Annotated in this window: 17 protein-coding genes; 7 read left to right on the top strand and 10 right to left on the bottom strand. The window is 65.3% G+C overall.

Going from position 1 to position 16,660, the window contains the following annotated elements:
- From MRBLMA1_RS15515 to MRBLMA1_RS15490, 6 genes are all read right to left on the bottom strand, one after another.
- Window positions 1–1,176 (bottom strand): acetyl-CoA C-acetyltransferase, encoded by a 1,176-nt coding sequence (locus tag MRBLMA1_RS15515; RefSeq protein WP_363737869.1) that lies wholly within the window; start codon window positions 1,174–1,176, stop codon window positions 1–3.
- A 21-nt stretch (window positions 1,177–1,197) separates the two neighbouring features.
- The gene (locus tag MRBLMA1_RS15510) at window positions 1,198–2,376 is read right to left on the bottom strand and encodes an acyl-CoA dehydrogenase family protein (protein ID WP_363737867.1); all 1,179 of its coding nucleotides are present in this window, start codon (window positions 2,374–2,376) and stop codon (window positions 1,198–1,200) included.
- A gap of 4 nt (window positions 2,377–2,380) precedes the next feature.
- A complete protein-coding gene (locus tag MRBLMA1_RS15505) occupies window positions 2,381–3,529 on the bottom strand; it encodes a thiolase family protein (protein WP_363737865.1) in 1,149 nt (382 codons plus the stop codon).
- A complete protein-coding gene (locus MRBLMA1_RS15500; protein ID WP_363737864.1) occupies window positions 3,526–3,948 on the bottom strand; it encodes a Zn-ribbon domain-containing OB-fold protein in 423 nt (140 codons plus the stop codon). The genes MRBLMA1_RS15505 and MRBLMA1_RS15500 overlap by 4 nt, the downstream gene beginning before the upstream one ends.
- Before the next feature lie 168 nt (window positions 3,949–4,116).
- Window positions 4,117–4,914: a helix-turn-helix transcriptional regulator gene (locus tag MRBLMA1_RS15495; protein ID WP_363737863.1), complete on the bottom strand. Its 798-nt coding sequence runs from the start codon at window positions 4,912–4,914 to the stop codon at window positions 4,117–4,119.
- Between the two features lie 2 nt (window positions 4,915–4,916).
- Window positions 4,917–5,534 carry a TetR/AcrR family transcriptional regulator gene (locus MRBLMA1_RS15490; protein WP_133653197.1) on the bottom strand — a complete coding sequence of 206 codons (618 nt, stop codon included), beginning with the start codon at window positions 5,532–5,534 and terminating at the stop codon, window positions 4,917–4,919.
- Window positions 5,535–5,650: 116 nt separating this feature from the next.
- Here MRBLMA1_RS15490 and MRBLMA1_RS15485 point away from each other — a divergent pair, with 116 nt between their 5' ends.
- Complete coding sequence (locus MRBLMA1_RS15485) at window positions 5,651–6,403, top strand: SDR family NAD(P)-dependent oxidoreductase (protein ID WP_363737861.1); 753 nt, start codon at window positions 5,651–5,653, stop codon at window positions 6,401–6,403.
- A 13-nt stretch (window positions 6,404–6,416) separates the two neighbouring features.
- On the opposite strand, the gene MRBLMA1_RS15480 is transcribed toward MRBLMA1_RS15485, so the two are convergent.
- Window positions 6,417–7,106 (bottom strand): carboxymuconolactone decarboxylase family protein, encoded by a 690-nt coding sequence (locus MRBLMA1_RS15480; protein ID WP_363737859.1) that lies wholly within the window; start codon window positions 7,104–7,106, stop codon window positions 6,417–6,419.
- Window positions 7,107–7,276: 170 nt separating this feature from the next.
- On the opposite strand from MRBLMA1_RS15480, the gene MRBLMA1_RS15475 reads away from it, so the two are divergent.
- The 6 genes from MRBLMA1_RS15475 to MRBLMA1_RS15450 are packed head-to-tail and all read left to right on the top strand — an operon-like array spanning window position 7,277 to window position 13,364.
- Window positions 7,277–8,164, top strand: a complete 888-nt coding sequence (locus MRBLMA1_RS15475; RefSeq protein WP_363737857.1) for an SDR family NAD(P)-dependent oxidoreductase — start codon at window positions 7,277–7,279, stop codon at window positions 8,162–8,164.
- A complete protein-coding gene (locus MRBLMA1_RS15470; RefSeq protein ID WP_363737855.1) occupies window positions 8,161–8,913 on the top strand; it encodes an SDR family NAD(P)-dependent oxidoreductase in 753 nt (250 codons plus the stop codon). Before MRBLMA1_RS15475 ends, MRBLMA1_RS15470 begins: the two co-directional genes overlap by 4 nt.
- Window positions 8,910–10,070, top strand: a complete 1,161-nt coding sequence (locus tag MRBLMA1_RS15465) for an acyl-CoA dehydrogenase family protein (protein ID WP_363737853.1) — start codon at window positions 8,910–8,912, stop codon at window positions 10,068–10,070. The genes MRBLMA1_RS15470 and MRBLMA1_RS15465 overlap by 4 nt, the downstream gene beginning before the upstream one ends.
- Window positions 10,067–11,509: a DUF1254 domain-containing protein gene (locus MRBLMA1_RS15460; RefSeq protein WP_363737851.1), complete on the top strand. Its 1,443-nt coding sequence runs from the start codon at window positions 10,067–10,069 to the stop codon at window positions 11,507–11,509. The genes MRBLMA1_RS15465 and MRBLMA1_RS15460 overlap by 4 nt, the downstream gene beginning before the upstream one ends.
- Window positions 11,506–12,576 carry a phosphotransferase family protein gene (locus MRBLMA1_RS15455; RefSeq protein WP_363737849.1) on the top strand — a complete coding sequence of 357 codons (1,071 nt, stop codon included), beginning with the start codon at window positions 11,506–11,508 and terminating at the stop codon, window positions 12,574–12,576. Before MRBLMA1_RS15460 ends, MRBLMA1_RS15455 begins: the two co-directional genes overlap by 4 nt.
- Complete coding sequence (locus tag MRBLMA1_RS15450) at window positions 12,573–13,364, top strand: enoyl-CoA hydratase/isomerase family protein (protein WP_363737847.1); 792 nt, start codon at window positions 12,573–12,575, stop codon at window positions 13,362–13,364. Before MRBLMA1_RS15455 ends, MRBLMA1_RS15450 begins: the two co-directional genes overlap by 4 nt.
- Window positions 13,365–13,631: 267 nt before the next feature.
- Here MRBLMA1_RS15450 and MRBLMA1_RS15445 read toward each other — a convergent pair whose 3' ends face one another.
- The 3 genes from MRBLMA1_RS15445 to MRBLMA1_RS15435 form a co-directional block, all read right to left on the bottom strand.
- Window positions 13,632–14,483 (bottom strand): SDR family oxidoreductase, encoded by an 852-nt coding sequence (locus tag MRBLMA1_RS15445; RefSeq protein ID WP_363737845.1) that lies wholly within the window; start codon window positions 14,481–14,483, stop codon window positions 13,632–13,634.
- A 102-nt stretch (window positions 14,484–14,585) separates the two neighbouring features.
- Window positions 14,586–15,494: a DUF6473 family protein gene (locus MRBLMA1_RS15440; protein WP_363737843.1), complete on the bottom strand. Its 909-nt coding sequence runs from the start codon at window positions 15,492–15,494 to the stop codon at window positions 14,586–14,588.
- Entirely contained in the window at window positions 15,494–16,657 is a 1,164-nt protein-coding gene (locus MRBLMA1_RS15435; RefSeq protein ID WP_363738221.1) for a sulfotransferase family protein, read from the bottom strand. Before MRBLMA1_RS15435 ends, MRBLMA1_RS15440 begins: the two co-directional genes overlap by 1 nt.
- Window positions 16,658–16,660 lie beyond the last annotated feature (3 nt).

Below are 16,660 nucleotides of genomic sequence, written 5' to 3'. Positions count from 1 at the left end.
TCAGAGCACCTCGATGATCGAGGCGTTGGCGATGCCACCGCCCTCGCACATGGTCTGAAGACCATAGCGCTGGCCCCGCGCCTTCAGCGCATGGATGAGCGTCGTCATCAGCTTCGTGCCTGTCGCGCCGAGCGGATGGCCAAGCGCAATGGCCCCGCCATTGACGTTCAGCCTTGCCGGATCGGCGTCGAGCGCCTTCATCCATGCCATGGGGATCGACGCGAAGGCTTCGTTCACCTCGAACAGATCGATGTCCTTCATGGCCATGCCGGCCCGATCGAGAACCCGGCGGGTCGCGGGAATCGGCTCTTCCAGCATGATGACCGGGTCGCCCGCCGTTACCGCCAGGTTGACGATACGGGCGATGGGCTTCAGGCCATGCGCCCTGACCGCCGCTTCGGACGCAATGAGCACGCCGCTCGCGCCGTCGCAGATCTGGCTGGCGGTGGCCGCGGAAAGCGTGCCGCCCTCGCTCAGCAGCTTGACCGAACCGATCGATTCCATCGACGCATCGGCCCGAACCCCCTCGTCGCGGTCGTGGATCGCCTGCTCGCCCTCCGCCGTGACGATGGGCACCGGCACGATCTCGGCGTCGAACGCGCCTGAATTCATCGCCGCTGCTGCCTTGTGGTGGCTGGCGAGCGCGAACCGGTCATGGTCGTCGCGGGTGAAGCCATATTTGTCGGCGATCATCTGCGCGCCGTGGAACTGGCTGAACATCTCGACTCCGTAGCGCTTCTGGATCGCCCCGGAAAATGGGTTGGCCCCGATGCCGCCCGCCTGGGCCAGCGTGATGGGAGACCCCATCGGCACGCGCGTCATGCTTTCGACGCCCCCCGCGATCACGAGGTCCTGAAGCCCCGACATGACCGCCTGCGCCGCGAAATGCACCGCCTGCTGGGATGAGCCGCACTGCCGGTCGATCGTCACCGCCGGCACGCTGTCGGGCAGGCTGGACGCGAGCACGATGTTGCGACCAAAGGCGAAGGTCTGCTCGCCCACCTGGCTGACGCAGCCGATGATCACATCGTCGATCGCGGCGGGATCGACACCCGCGTCGGCGACCAGCGCGTCCAGCACGAGGGCGCCAAGGTCGGCGGGATGCCAGCCGGCGAGGCGACCGTTGCGGCGGCCGCCGGCGGTGCGGCGTGCGGACACGATATAGGCTTCAGGCATGATGCATCCTTCTTTCTTTGTCTAAAGGCCGAGCGCGGCCTTCGCGATGAGTGTCAGTTGTATCTCGCTGGTGCCGCCGAAGATCGACCAGGCGCGAGCGTTGAGATAGCGGGCCGCTGCGACCTGCGCCTGCGCCGAACCAATCGGAGCGGGCATGTCGTCGCCATAAAAGGGGCGCTCGACGGGCAGTTGCAGGCCGGCGAGGCCAAAGGCATCGACTGCCAGCGCCTCCACACCCTGCCGGATTTCGGATGCCAGCAGCTTGGTGATCAGGCTGCGCGGGTCGGGCGTGGCGCCCTGCTCGATCTCGATGAGCGTCCGCAGCTCCGTCATCTCGAGCGCTTCGGCCTCCAGTTGAAGCCGGACGGCGCGGTCCGCCAGTTCGCCGGTCAGCGGCCCCGCCGACATCCGCAAACGGGCAAGATCGGCCAGCAGCGCCGGCGCGAAGCTGGACCCGCCCCGTTCATTCTCCAACAGAAACTTGGCGATCGACCAGCCCTGCCCTTCCTCGCCGACGCGCTCCGACACCGGCACCCGCACCTCGTCGAGGAAGACCTCGTTCAACTCGTGATCGCCCGATGCGCTGAGGATCGGCTTGACCGTCACGCCCGGCAGGGTCATGTCGATCAGCAGAAAGCTGATGCCCTGTTGCGGCTTCACCTCGGCATCGGTGCGGACCAGCGCGAACAGCCGGTTGGCGTACTGGGCCTGCGTCGTCCAGATCTTGTGGCCGGACACGATATAATGGTCGCCATGGCGGACGGCGCGGGTGCGCAGGCTCGCAAGGTCGGAGCCGGAGCCGGGTTCCGAAAAGCCTTGCGCCCATATATGCTCGGCCGTGCGCAGGCGCGGGAGATAATGGTCCTTCTGCGCCTGGGTGCCGAATGTGTACAGCACCGGCCCCACCAGCTTCAGCCCCATGCCGGGCAGGATCGGAGCGCCCGCCTCCGCACATTCCTTTTCGAAAATCCAGCGCTGGACAGGCGTCCATCCTGGCCCGCCCGCATGGTGTGGCCAGTGGTAGACGAGCCATCCCTTCGCCTCCAGGATCGCCTGCCATTCGCGCGCGATGTCGGGTTCGGCGAAGACACCGGATGTCAGCGCGGCCCCGCGCCGCAGCGCGGGGGAGAGCGACGAGGCCAGGAAATCGCGCACTTCCTCACGGAATGCGCGCTGCTCCCTGCTAAGCGCGAGGTCCATGGCGTCAGCGCTCCACGATCGCGACAGCAGAGACGCCCGGCGCGCCATAGACATGGCTGTAGCCGAGGCGCAGCTTGCCCGGCACCTGTCGCGCGCCCGCCTGCCCGATCAACTGGACATAATTCTCATAGACCTGGCGTAGCCCCGAAGCCCCGATCGGCTCGCCGCAGGCAAGGCATCCGCCATCGGTGTTGACCGGCAAGGTGCCGTCGATCCGCGTGCGCCCCTCGGTAATCCACGCCGTCTGCTCGCCATCCGCGCAGAAGCCGTTTTCGGCCATGTGCATGATCTCCGCCCCGACCTCCGTATCCTGGAGTTGCGCTATGTCGATGTCCTCGGGACCGACGCCCGCCATTTCATAGGCTGCCTGGGAAGCGAGGCCGGTTGGCGAGCCGCCACGATCGAGATCAAGCGCTGGCGAGAAGACCTCGAATGAACCGGTCGGGCGGGTGCGGACCGCTGCGGCCCGCAGCCGTACCGCTGGCAGGCCGAGTTCGCGCGCTTTCCGGCCGCTCGCCAGCAACAGCGCCACCGCCCCCTCCCCCGGCGAGCAGAACATGAATTTGGTGAGCGGATCGCTGACCATCTGGGATTGGAGGATTGTATCGATATCGACCGCTTCGCGCCGCCAGGCGTGATCGGCGAGAACGCCGTTGGCGAACGCCTTCTCCGCGACCGCGCCCAGCGTGTGCGGCGTGATGCCGTGCAGGCTCATGTAACGCTGGATCTTCATGGCGAAGAACTGGGTGGTCAGCATCAGCCCGGTCTCGCCATACCAGGCCGGCAGCCCCCAGTCCGCCGGCAGGGGCGAGAAGGAGCCGCGTGGATGCTTGTCGAAACCGACGGCCAGGCCCAGGTCGAACTCGCCGGACTTGATCGTGCTGTAGGCGCCGAACATGGCCGAGCCGCCGGTCGCGCACCCATTGGCGACGTTGATGAAGGGAATGCCGGTAAGCCCCAATTCCGACACCATGGTATCCGCATTCCCGGCGGCATCCGATCCGCCGAACGCGAACTGAACATCGCGCCATTCAAGCCCCGCCCGTTCCAGCGCCTGGCGGACGGCGAAGACGCCCTGCTGAAGGCCCGAAAGACCGGGCGTGCGGCCGAAAGGATGAATTCCCGCACCGACGATGAAGACGTCTTCGCTCATATGTCGGCGCCCCTGTCCGGCGCGAAGCCAAAGCTGGTTCGCAGCGAGCCGTCCGCCAGCAGGAAGGGCAGCGGCACGATCCGCATCGCCATGCCGATTTCCAGATCATCGAACGCCGCATCGACCAGACGCCCTTCGACGATCAGCGCCCCATCCAGCTCGACATAGCCGACCGCATAGGGTTCGAACGCGTCCGGGCCAGCATAAGGCGGCGACTTGGGGCGGAAGCGCTGAACGGTCCACGACCATAGTCGGCCTGTCCGCGGCAGCACGACGCGGTCGTAGCGCGCATCGCTTTCCGGTCGCGCCGGGAAGCAGATCCGGCTGGTCGCGCGCTCACGGGAGGCGAGCAGCGCGATGCCGCCGCTGTCGGAGCAGACAAGGTCATCGGCGATCGGAACGGGCAGGGTGTCGGGCACGGCATATCTCCTTGGAGAGACATAGCGCCCGACCATTCGGTCGGCTTCTGACCAATGCGACAGGAGCTAGAGCGATTTCCAAGCGATCGCAACCGATCGCTGGTTAAGAAATCGCGGAAAACAAGGAATCCAGAGCGGCGATCTGATTCAATCAGATCGAAATCCGCTCTAGTTTATCATTCCAAGAAAGCCGAGCTGCGCCGCCTTGAACATCGTCTGGTCGCGGTTGACGGCATCCAGCTTCACCGAAGCCGATCGGATGTGGAAGCGCACCGTGGTGCGTTGCAGACCGAGGATGATGCCGATTTCCTCATTCGTCTTTCCAGCAGCCGCCCAACGCAGACACTCCACCTCGCGCTTGGTCAGCGATATACTGCCCAAGCCGGGACGCGCCCGCGCGGTCACCTTGACATAGCTTTGCACGAAGGCCCGCGCCAGCACGGCCAGCGCGTCCGCGGCGCAGGAATAGGCATCGGAAAGGTCGTTGGCCTCTGGCTCTGGCGAGAGGAAACTGGCCGCGCCGATCTGGCCGAACGGCAGGTGGATGGGAACCACGATCGCGGCCGCCGTCATCGCCCGGATGCGGAAATCATGCAGGTCGATCACATCGAGCAGCGGGTTGGGCAAGCGGGTGCGAAAGCCATGCGCGTTGCACCAGAACGGCTCCGCCTCCACCCGGCAGGCGTGAACGATCGGTGAGGAAAGGGCGAGCTGAGGCACCTCCCACCACCGCGCCTCCTCGCCGCGAAAGCCAAAGACCTCGCTGGCGAGCACGGCGCCGTTTCCATCGCGCATCGGTTCGCGGGAGGCCACATTATGCGTGACCGCCGTGCGCAGCCCGCAAAGGTCCATCACCGCATCCCGCAGCCGCTCTGCCGACGCCCCTATGCCTCCCGGCTCTGAAAAGCGGACGGCTTCGATCAAGGCAGTTGAGGGCATGGAGCAGGAATGGTCGGTAGCGGGCATGGTCAGCGCCCCTTCAGGCTCAACCCCTCGAAAAAGGGTTGGCAGATCGCATCGGCGACGTCCTCGGGCGATCTGCGCTTCGCCAGGGGGGGGTACCATTTATAGGCCCAGTTGCACATGCCGAGGAAACCGAGCGTGGTGAGCCCTGGGTCGCATTGCCGGAAATGGCCGTTCGCGATCCCCTGCTCGATGATGCCGCGCACCCGTTGCAGATAGGCATTGCGCTGCGCCCGGATATGGTCGCGCATCTTGCCTTCCAGATCTTCATAATGGTCCATGAACGCCCGGACATAACCCGGATGCTCCGCAATCTGGCGCAGGATGTCGATGCATGCCGCGCGCAGGCGCCCGAGCGGATCGTCCGATCCCCCCTCCTCGTCCAGGCCGGCGAGCAGGGCGCTCATATGGGCATCGTGCATCGCGAAGAGGATGGCGTTCTTGCTCGGGAAATAATGGTAGAGCGTCGGCTTGCCGAGGCCAACCTCGTCCGCCAGCATCTGCATCGACGCTTTGTGATATCCCACCCGGTCGAACAGCGTCGCGCAATGTCTCAATATCTCGTTGCGCTTTTCGTCATGCGCCTCGGTCGTCTGCCGTTTCTTTGCTGCTTGTCGCGCCATTGCCGGCCCTGTTCCCTGTCTGCGTCCTACCTCTCACAAAGGTAAGTCGACCGTCTGGTCGGTTCCCCCTAGGGATAGGGCTGGATGACAAGAATGCAAGCGCGAGGGAGCGGACTATGCAAGTTGAGGGCAAGACAGCGCTGGTCACCGGGGCGAGTTCGGGTCTGGGCCGACATTTCGCGCGCCTGCTGGCGCGCGAAGGGGCTAGGGTGGTGGTAGCGGCGCGCCGACTCGACGCGCTCTCCGCGCTGGCCGATGAGATTGGTGGGCAGGGCGGCACATGCATCCCCGTCGCCATGGACGTGACCGATCCGGAAGCGGTCGCGACAGCCTTCCGGCAGATCGAGCGCGAACTTGCGGGATCTCTCTCGATCCTCGTCAACAATGCAGGCGTCGCCCAGACCCGTGCGGCGCTCGACCTCGATGCCTCCGAATGGGCGCAGGTGATCCAGCCCAATCTGACCGGTGCCTTCCTCGTCGCCCAGCAGGCGGCGCGGATGATGCGGCATGGCGGCGGGACGATCGTCAACGTCGCCTCGATCCTGGGAGAGCGCGTGTCCAAGGGACTGGCGGCCTATGCCGCCAGCAAGGCCGGCCTCATCCAGTTGACGAAGGCGCTCGCCCTGGAATGGGCGCCGCTCGACATCCGGGTCAACGCGCTCGCACCCGGCTATATCGAAACCGACCTCAACCGCGACTTTTTCGCATCCGACGCAGGTCAGCGCCTCATCTCGCGCATCCCGCAGAAGCGACTCGGCCAGGTGCATGACCTGGACGGGCCGCTCCTGCTGCTGTGCTCCGACCAGTCGCGCTACATGACCGGCGCGGTCATCGCGGTGGATGGCGGGCATCTCGTCAGCGGCCTTTGACGACAGGCGGCCCTTATGCGTCCATGGCGGTCGCGCCGACGACCCAGGCGGACAGGCCCGCGGTCGGCACTGCGCAGATTACCGCTTCGGCCACGGCTTCCTCGCTGGCTCCGGCGGCTCGCGCGCCCTTGACGTGAACCGACGCCCAGGCGCTGTAGTCGGCGACAAGGACGGTCACGAGCAGCAGCTCCGCATATACAGGCCCCAGCGCCGTCCCCGACAAGGTCCCCTCGCGCATGAGATAATAGGCGTCGGCGCCCAGGGGCTTGACCTCGAACAGCTTGCCCAGGGAAGGCGGCATGGCGCCGAAATATTGCAGGAAATTCGCCTCCGCGGCACCATCTTCCACGACCATGTCGTCGTCAGGCCAGTCGGGATCGGCGGCTTCCGGATAGATCTCCCGGAAAAGATCATGGAAGCGCAGCGACGCCCCCTCCCCACGCACGCTTGCAAGGATTGCGACCGCCGCGCCGGCCTCCGCTTCGGTGAGACCGGCCGACCGGGCCTCGGCCAGTTCCCGCGTCGCAAGTTCCCGATAGCCCTTTATCGTGGCGGCGCAGGCGACGAACAACCTCTTGATCCGCGCCGGGACCGCCCCGTCCGAATCGATGATCATGCGCCAGCGGCGGAATCCCGCGATGGTCTTCGGTGCGTCGCGACGCAAGCGGCCAAGACTGGCGAGCGGGGGCAGAAGGTCAGTCATCGTCTCTCCGTTAATGCATGGACCGTCCGGTCGGTTGAATATGGCTATGCCGCTTCGCGATCGCGGTCAACTTCTGATAAGGAGTTGACGTCCGACCGGACGGTCGACTAAATCGCACCCTTGTACAAGGGTCGATCCCGGATCGGCAGATGCGAGAGGAGCATGCCTGGATGAAGGACTTCAAGGGCAGGACGGCCGTCATCACGGGGGCCGGCAGCGGCATCGGCGCGGCGCTCGCGCATCTCGCCGCAGGCGAGGGCATGAACCTAGTCCTCGCCGACATCAATCTTGCCGACCTGGAGGCGGTGGCCGGCACCATCGAAAGTCCGGCGATCGCGCTGCACAGAACCGATGTGGCCGATCCGGATGCGGTGCAGGCTCTGGCCGACCTTGCATGGTCGCGCTTTGGCGACGTATCCCTGCTGTGCAACAATGCCGGCGTCGTCCCCGGCGGCCGCCACCGGCACGTCTGGGAATATGCGCTGGAGGACTGGCGCTGGGCCTTCGGCGTCAACATGGATGGCGTGGTCAACGGCATCCGCAGCTTCGTGCCCAGGATGCTGGCGGAGGGACGGCCGGGACATATTCTCAATACCGCGTCCGTGGCCGGCTTCGTGAGCGGCGAAGGCTCCGCCGTATATGGCGCGTCAAAGCATGCCGTCGTCCGCATCACTGAAGCGCTCTATGCCGGTCTGCGTGAGCGGAACGCCCCGATCGGCGTCACGATGCTGTGCCCCGGCCTGGTCGCGACCCGCATTTACGAGGCCGAACGATCCCGGCCCGCACATTTGCGATCGAACGACGGCCAACCGGCGGAAGCCACGGAGTTGCAGTCGATTTCGGACAATCTGTTCCAGAATGCCCCGTCGCCTGAGGAGGTTGCCGCCCAGGCGTTCGAGGGCATCCGCCAGGATCAGTTTTATGTCTTTACCTCGGCGCGGTACGATCAGGTGATCGCGCGGCGGACGCAAGCCATCCTTGCCCGGGAAAATCCCGTATTCGACAGCCTGATTTCGCTCAGCAAGGGCAAGGCTGACGCAGAAGGGCAAAGAGCGTGAGCAGGCTTCAGGCGCGGATCGCGCTCATCACCGGCGCTGCTTCGGGCATCGGGCTCGCCACCGCCCGGCGCTTCGCGGCGGAGGGCGCGACGCTCATACTGGCGGACCGCAACGGCGACGCGCTGTCGAATGCGCGCGAATCGCTGCCGGGCGCCGGGCATGAGTTCGTCATCATGGACGTCACCGAAGAGCAGGCATGGGCCGCGCTGGCAGATCGGGTTGCAGCACGGTCCGGCACGCTTGACATCCTCGTGAACAATGCCGGGTTCGGCAAGTTCACGTCGATCGCGGACACGACGCTGGCGCAGTGGCGGTCGATCATCGCCGTCAATCTCGACAGTGTCTTTCTGGGGACAAAATATATGATGCCATTCCTCGCCGCCTCCGGCCGTGGCGCGATCATCAACATGTCCTCCATCCGGGGCATCGTGGCTGGCGCCGGCACCGGATCCTACAGCGCGGCCAAGGGCGGCGTCCGTTTGTTCACCAAGGCGACCGCACTTGAATGCGCCGCGGCCGGCAATGGCGTGCGCGCGAACTCCGTCCACCCCGGTCACATCGCGACACCGCTGACCGCACCTGCCTATGCCGATGCGGAAATCGCCCGGACCCTGCTGGCGGATGTCCCGCTCGGACGCATCGGACAGGCGGAGGAGATCGCGGATGGCATCCTTTTCCTGGCAAGCGATGAATCCCGTTACATGACCGGGGCCGAACTCGTGATCGATGGGGGGAGCACCGCGCAATGACCGATCGGGCAACTGCCATCGCGTCGAAGGTGGAAGCCTTCGTCCGGAACGTGGTCATTCCCTACGAAAGGGACAGTCGTCTCGGCTTCCATGGGCCGGAAGATGCGCTCGTCTGGGAACTGCGCGCAAAGGCACGCGAGGCAGGCGTGCTGACCCCGCATGTCCTGCACGACGGATCGCATCTGACGCAGCGGGAGACGGCCATCGTCCTCATGAGGACGGGGCTGTCGCCGCTCGGCCCCCTCGCCTGCAACACCGCCGCTCCCGATGAGGGCAACATGTATCTGCTCGGGAAGGTCGGCAACGCCGGGCAGAAGGCCCGATTTCTCGATCCGCTGGTGAGGGGCGAGGCGCGCTCCGCCTTCTTCATGACAGAACCTGCCGAAAACGGGGGCGCGGGATCCGATCCGTCGATGATGCAGACGACCTGCCGTCGCGACGGCGACCATTGGATCATCAACGGCCGCAAGAAGTTCATCACCGGGGCGGAAGGGGCGCGCGTGGGCATCGTCATGGCCGGGTCGGACGACGGCGCCTGCATGTTCCTCGTCGACCTGCCCGATCCCGCGATCCGGACGGTGCGCGTGATCGACACGATCGACAGTTCCATGCCCGGCGGGCACGCGGAGGTCGACATCGTCGATCTGCGCGTTCCAGCGGACCAGATGCTGGGCGCGAGCGGAGAAGGTTTCGCCTATGCGCAGATACGCCTCAGCCCTGCCCGCCTGTCCCACTGCATGCGCTGGCTCGGCCTGGCAATGCGCGCACAGGAAATCGCAACCGATTATGCCTGTCGCCGCCACGCCTTCGGCAAGCCGCTGGTCGATCATGAGGGCGTCGGCTTCATGCTGGCGGACAACCTCATCGACCTGAAACAGGCCGAACGCATGATCGACTGGTGCGCAGATGTTCTCGACACAGGTTCGCTCGGCACGGCGGAAAGCTCCATGGCGAAGGTCGCGGTGTCGGATGCGCTGTTCCGTGTCGCCGACCGCTGCGTCCAGGTGATGGGCGGGACGGGCGTGTCCGGCGACACCATCGTCGAGCAGGCCTTCCGGGAAATCCGCGCCTTCCGCATCTATGACGGTCCGACCGAAGTTCATAAATGGAGCCTGGCCAAGAAGATCAAGCGCGACTGGAAGGCGGCGCAGGGATGAGCGCTGGACGATGGATGCCGGCCATGCGGCCGATGCTGGCCCTCTTGCCGCTCCTCCTGTCGACCGCTGGACATGCCCAGCCAGCGAACTTCGCAGCGCCCGAGGCCGCTACTTCGCAAGCCGGTTATGGCGAGGACCTGCTGCCCAGGGACGAGAAGGATCGCGCCGCCCTGATTCGGAGCGTCGCGTTCGACGCGACCATCTATGGCATGGCTGCCTATCTGCACTATGAGCAACTCTATCGGCAGGCGTTCGATCGAAGTTCGAGCAATTACACCGGATTCAACCGCTTTGCGCATGAGAGGAACCTTGCGGGGCCGGACTATGCAACCTTCAAGGTGCCCAATACGGACACGCTTTACTCCACGGCCTGGGTAGACCTGAGCAAGGGCCCGGTCGAAATCGACATCCCGGCCACGCAGCTCAAATATTTCACGCTCAATATTTTCGACATTTTCGGCAATCCCAGCAATCTCAGCAATCGTACCATCGGCGTCAAAGGCGGCCGGTTCCTGCTGGTGCCGCGCGGCTGGCGCGGAAACCCGCCCGCCGGGGTCACGGTCTATCCGGCCGCCACGACCCAGCTCTGGATCCTCATGCGCGCCTTCGCCCAGTCCGACGCTGAGGTCCGGACTGCTCGTGCTTTTCAGGATGCGGTCCGGATCATCGCTCCGGAAGAGGAAGGGACGGTGAGCTCTCATGGCGACGCATCCTCACCACCACCACCCGCCGCTGGCGCTATCGGCTATCTCCGCGCGCTCGACTATGTGCTTCGGGCCAATGGCTGGCAGCCGGGCGAGGAAGCGCTCGTGTCGCGCTTCCGACCGCTCGGCATAATGGGCGACCGCCCGTTCGATCCCGATAGGCTTCCCCCTGCCACGCGAGCCGCGATCGAAAGCGGTTACTCTGACGCGATGGCTATGCTCACACGCGCCAAGTCGCAATTGGGCGAACCTACCGGCACTGGCTGGATGAAGGTCAACAAGGGCGTCTACGGGTTCAATTATCTGCGCCGTTCCGTCATCAACATGGCAGGCCTCGGCGCGAATGTGCGGGAGGAAAATGCGTCCTACACGACGTTCGCGGACGGCAAGGGTGCTGCGCTGGACGGCGCGTCGTCCCGCTACATGCTCCGGCTGCAAACGCCTCCGCCCGTCAACAGCTTCTGGTCCGTCACCCTCTACGACGCGAAGACCTTCGCTCTCCACCCCAATCCGCTCCACCGCTATCTGGTGAGCGATCGGACAAAGGGCCTGAAGGTACAGAAGGATGGGTCGATCGAAATCCGCATCCAGCGCGCCGCATCATCTGATGGAAACTGGCTTCCCGCACCGGCGGGACCATTTTTCGTCGTGATCCGCGCCTATGGACCGAAGCCCGACATGCTGAACGGCCAATGGCTGCCCCCGCCCATTTCAAGGGATGGCGACGCCCGATGAACGCCCTGGTCGAAGACAATAGCGGTACGGCGACCGTCCGTCCCGGCTATGAGCTGGATTTGGTCGCGCTGGACGCCTGGATGCGCGCCAATGTCGCCGATTATGGCGGGCCGCTCCGGATCGAGCAGTTCCGGGGCGGGCAGTCCAATCCGACCTACAAGCTGATCACGCCGGGCAAGGCCTATGTTCTGCGCAAGCAACCACCCGGCCCCTTGCTCAAGGGTGCCCATGCGCTCGACCGCGAGGCGAAGGTGCTCGCTGGCCTGTCGCGAGCGGGCTTCCCGGTCGCCGCCGTCCATGGCCTGTGCACCGATCCCGCCATCATCGGCACGATCTTCTACGTCATGGACATGGTGGAGGGCCGCATCTTCTGGGATGCCGCGCTTCCCGATATGTCCCCCACGGAAAGGGCAGCGCTCTTCGACGCCATGAACGCGACGATCGCCGATCTCCACAGCATCGACTACGCGGCTGCCGGCCTTGCAGACTATGGCCGGCCAGGAAATTATTTCGAACGACAGATTGCGCGCTGGTCGCGCCAATATCTTGAGGACGCACAGGCGGGGCGCGATCCCTGCATGGACCGGCTGGTGGAATGGCTCCCCGCACACATCCCGCCGGGGGAGGAAACGAGCATCGTCCATGGCGATTTCCGCATCGACAATCTGATCTTCCACCCGACGCAGCCGCGCGTGCTGGCCGTGCTGGACTGGGAGCTCTCGACGCTGGGCCATCCGGGTGCCGACTTCGCCTATCACGCGATGATGTATAGGATGCCGCCGCACATCGTCGCCGGCCTCGGCGGGAGCGACCCCGCTGCGCTCGGCATAGCCGATGAAGAGGCCTATCTCGCCACCTATTGCCGGCGCAGGGGGTTGGCGGACATGCCGGGTTACGACTTCTATATTGCCTTCAACTTCTTTCGGCTCGCGGCCATCTTCCATGGCATCAAGGGCCGGGTCATCCGCGGCAACGCTTCGTCCGCGCAGGCGCGCGAGCGCGTTGCGGTGCTCCCGGAACTCATGCGTCTCGCATGGCAGCAGGCGGAAAGGGCGGGCGCCCGATGAGCAGCCCGGCCATCACGCTCACTGTCGAGGATGGCATCGCCTGGCTGACGCTGGCGCGCCCCGAAAAGCGCAATTCGGTCGATCCCGAATTCGCATTGCGCCTTCATGAACTGGCGGAGCGATGCGCGGCGGACCAGGACATACGCTGCGTCGTGCTCACCGGAAGCGGCAAATTCTTTTGCGTGGGTGGCGACATCGATGCCTTCTCCGCCGCCGGGGAGGATGCCGAAGCGGCGGTCGGCGCCCTCGCACGCAGTTTCCATGCCGGCATCCATCGACTGGCCACGATGGAAAAACCTCTCGTCACGGCTATCAACGGCCCCGCCGCCGGCGCTGGGCTCAGCCTTGCGATATTGGGGGATATTGCGCTCTCAGCCGCCTCCGCGCATTTCACTTCGGCCTATAGCGCTGTCGGGCTGACACCGGATGGCGGCGCATCATGGTGGTTGCCGCGCCTGATCGGGATGCGGCGAGCGCAGGAGATGCTGTTCACCAATCGACGGGTCGGGGCGGAGGAAGCGGCAGGCATGGGCCTTGTGACACGCGTGGTCGCCGACGATGCGCTCCGTGCCGAGGCGTCGACCGTGGCATCGGCGCTAGCAAAGGGGCCGATCCGCGCACTCGCCAGATGTCGCGCCTTGCTGATGGGGTCCGTCATCGCCGACCTTCCCACCCAGCTGGATCGCGAAGCCGCCTGGATTGCAGCGTCTGCCGGGGCGTCCGAAGGGCGGGAAGGAGTCGCCGCTTTCCTGGCGAAGCGACCGCCGCGTTTCGTGGCTGTGAGTTGATGGGAAAAAGCGCGCAGTCCGTATCGGCCGCCTGCGAGATTCCGGCCTGACTGCGGTCAGCGTGTGACCATCGATACGACGCTCCAGAGCAACACCAACGCCGCCGCCATCATGATCGGCGAAAAGGCGTCGGACCTGATCCTGGCCGACGCCTGATCAGCGGATAACAAGGATCGGGCCGCGGCAGCCCGCGATACCGGGCGACAAACACCGCAGCACCGCAGACAGCCATGATCCGCGCGGCAAGATCCCGACGCGGTCCGGGCCTTACGAGTTCGTATCTTTCTTGAAGCTTTCCAGATATTCGGTCGACAGTTTCGACCAGCGCAGCGAAGCCTGCATGCCGCCATCGACGAGCAGGTCCGTGCCCGTGATGTAGGATGCCTCGGGACCGGCAAGCCAACAGACGGCGGAGGCAATATCCTCGGCATTCCCCAACCGCGCAATCGGCTGGCTGGCGATGGTCTGGTCGATCGGCGCTCCGTGCTTGCGTTCATGGCGGATCATCGCGGTTGAAATGATGCCGGGGCTGATCGAGAGCAACCGCGCGCCGCGGGCGCCCCAGTCGGCGGCCTGCGCCTGCACGCGAAGCTGGTTGGAGCGCTTGGCAAGCCAGTATGAGCCAATGCCTGTGTCGTGGCCCGCCACGCTCTGCACCACCGCCTTCAGGTCCTCGATCGGGGCCAGCGCGAGTTTTTCCTCCACGTCCAGCGGGACCGGCGAGTAATAGGCGGCGTTGCTGGCGGTGACGAACGCCACCGTGCCGTCCACGGCCAGCGGCTTGAACGCATTCAATATGTGGATCGTGCCGACGAGGTTCACGTTGAAGATCGTCTCCCAGTCCGCCATGCCGGGAGAGACGCCCGCCGTATGCATCAAGGTTGCGAGCCGCCCGGTTCTGGCTACCAGTGCGGCTAGCTCGTTCACGGAATCGGGGTCGGCCACGTTGACCACCGCGGACAGCACCTTGTAGCCATCGTCCTCGAATTGCCGAACCGTGTCGGCCAGAACCTCAGGATTGTTGTCCGCGAGCACAAGCTGTTTGCCAACGCCGAGACGGCGGGCACATGCAAGGCCCAGTCCGCGAACGCCCGTAATGACGACGACATTATCATTCATGTTTCCGCTCCTATGATATTGGGGGTGTTGCGCTTGATGGTTGTTCAATTTCGCGAACGGGCGGTGGCCGCCATTTCGGGCCCTTCGCGGTGCCCAAGGCGGTCACAACCCCCTCACGGCTCCGAGCAGCGCTGTTGCTGCATCTTCGTGCATCTCGGGCGAGGGGTAGTAATCGTTGCGGCCGGTGGCCAGCGCGACATATTCGACCCCGCGATTTTCATAATTGGCGGGATCGATCGGCTTGCCAGTCCAGCGGTTGATGAGTGGCGCGCCGGCCCCCCGCTCGCTTACGCAGTTGACCGCGGCGGTGCACATCGCCGCCGCCTCTTTGGCCATCGCCGCGTCGACCAGCTGCGGAAACGCACCGAACATCCGGTGGACCAGCTCGACAGTCGGCCGCCGGCCCACTTCCGCGCGCAGTTCAGGCCAGGCAAGCGCCGCCGGCTTTTGCTGCGAGAACCACAGGAACACCACCGGCACGGTGATCGCAGCGCGCAGCCGCCGCATCGATTCCAGCCAGCTCGCCCGGCTTTCCGCCACGAGGCGGGGCGCGTCATCGGGCGTTTCCTCCAGCACCCGGCTCCACGCGGAAACGGTATCGATGCTGTCACCGCTCACCCGGTCACGCAGATATTCGACATAGCCGTCGGCGGCAAAGCGGCTGTTCGCCTCGTGGCGCGCCGCCATCGCCTGCACGACGACGAAGCGGCCCCGGTTCATCGCGGCGATCAGCGCGGGATATTGGAGATAGAATCCCGGCCCGGCGCCGCCCACCGCTAGGTTGAGGGCGCTGAGGCCAAGACGATCGGAGAGCAGGTCGGGATAGGGACGGTCGACGAAGCAGCCATAGGTCTGCGCCGCGCCGAGACAGGTGAAGAACGACCGCTCCGGCGCGGCCTGCGGATCGATTGCGGGCCCGCGAAACGGGACCGGGCAACCGTCCAGGGTGAACGGACGATAGTCGACGATGTCCGCATCGCGCGTCGGATAGTCGGGGAACCACTGGTGCATCAGCGTCTTTCCAGAGCAATGTCGAAGCGGGCGATATAGTCGCCGAACTGGCGATCGACCGTCGCTTCGGTCAGCGCATAATCGGCAAGGTCATAGAGATGGGCGCCGGCGTGGCCACGCGCTGCCTCATGGGTGGTGATCGCCGCTTCCATCGCCTGCGCCACCACGTCGCTCAGCTCCAGCCCCTCGAACGCATAGAGCGCGCGGATCGTCGCCATCGGGTCGCGGATGAAATCGCGGTAGTGAATGTCGTGAAAGGCATGGTCCGGATGGCGGTCGCGCGCGGCGATCATCCGCTGCGCGCTGGCGGCGAGGATCCCGGAGACCTGATAACCGACCATCGCCAGATCGACATCGCTGTTGGTCATCGACAGCGGATGGGCATTGAGGCTGCAGGTCGAGCCGAGCGGCTTGATCGGGTCTCGATGGGTGTAGACGATCCGCGAATCGGGATATGTGGCGATGATCTCTTCCACAGCGAGCGCATGCGAGGGGAATTTGAGCGTCCAGGCCCCCGGTGCGGCGCTCTGCAGCACCTGGAGATAGCGGCAGTGCCAGGCATAGGCGGCGGCCATGTCGGCATGGTGCAGCCACCATTCGAAATAGTCTGGCACCTGGGTATGGATCAGCAGCGAGAACGACTTGAAGTCCTGCTGCATCTGCCAGAAACACTCGGTGGGCTCGTCGCCGCGCTCGACATGATGGTTGAGCGGCAGGAAACCGCTTTCGATCCGCGCATCGACCTCGCGCACCCGCACCGCGATGCGCGGATCATCGTGCAGGTGGGCGGCCTCGGCCGGGGGCAGTTCGCGATTGCCCTCCCAGTTCCAGTGCATCCGCCGCTGCGGGTCGAGGCTGAGCAGGTTGACCAGGAAGGTCGTGCCCGCGCGCGGCATGCCCAGCACGATCAACGGGCGCGTCACTGGCGTCGCGGCCGCCGCCGGATGCGCGGCGTGCCACGCTTCCAGCGCGAACCGGGCTCGGAGCGTCTCCACCAGGAAGGCTTCCGTCCATTCGCGCGCGCCCGGTCGCATCGTGCGCGAACGCGCCAGATCGGCGAGGAACACCTCCAATCCTTCACGCCAGCTTTCGCCGGTCGGTGGGATGCCCGCTGCCGCCGCCCGGGCGACCAGGCGTTCGACCTCGGCAATCGCCAGGACCATAGT

The organism is Sphingobium sp. LMA1-1-1.1, assembly GCF_040676365.1.
Lineage (GTDB): Bacteria > Pseudomonadota > Alphaproteobacteria > Sphingomonadales > Sphingomonadaceae > Sphingobium.
Note: the sequence above shows the minus strand (reverse complement) of the source record. Positions and strands in the feature narration are given on the sequence as shown.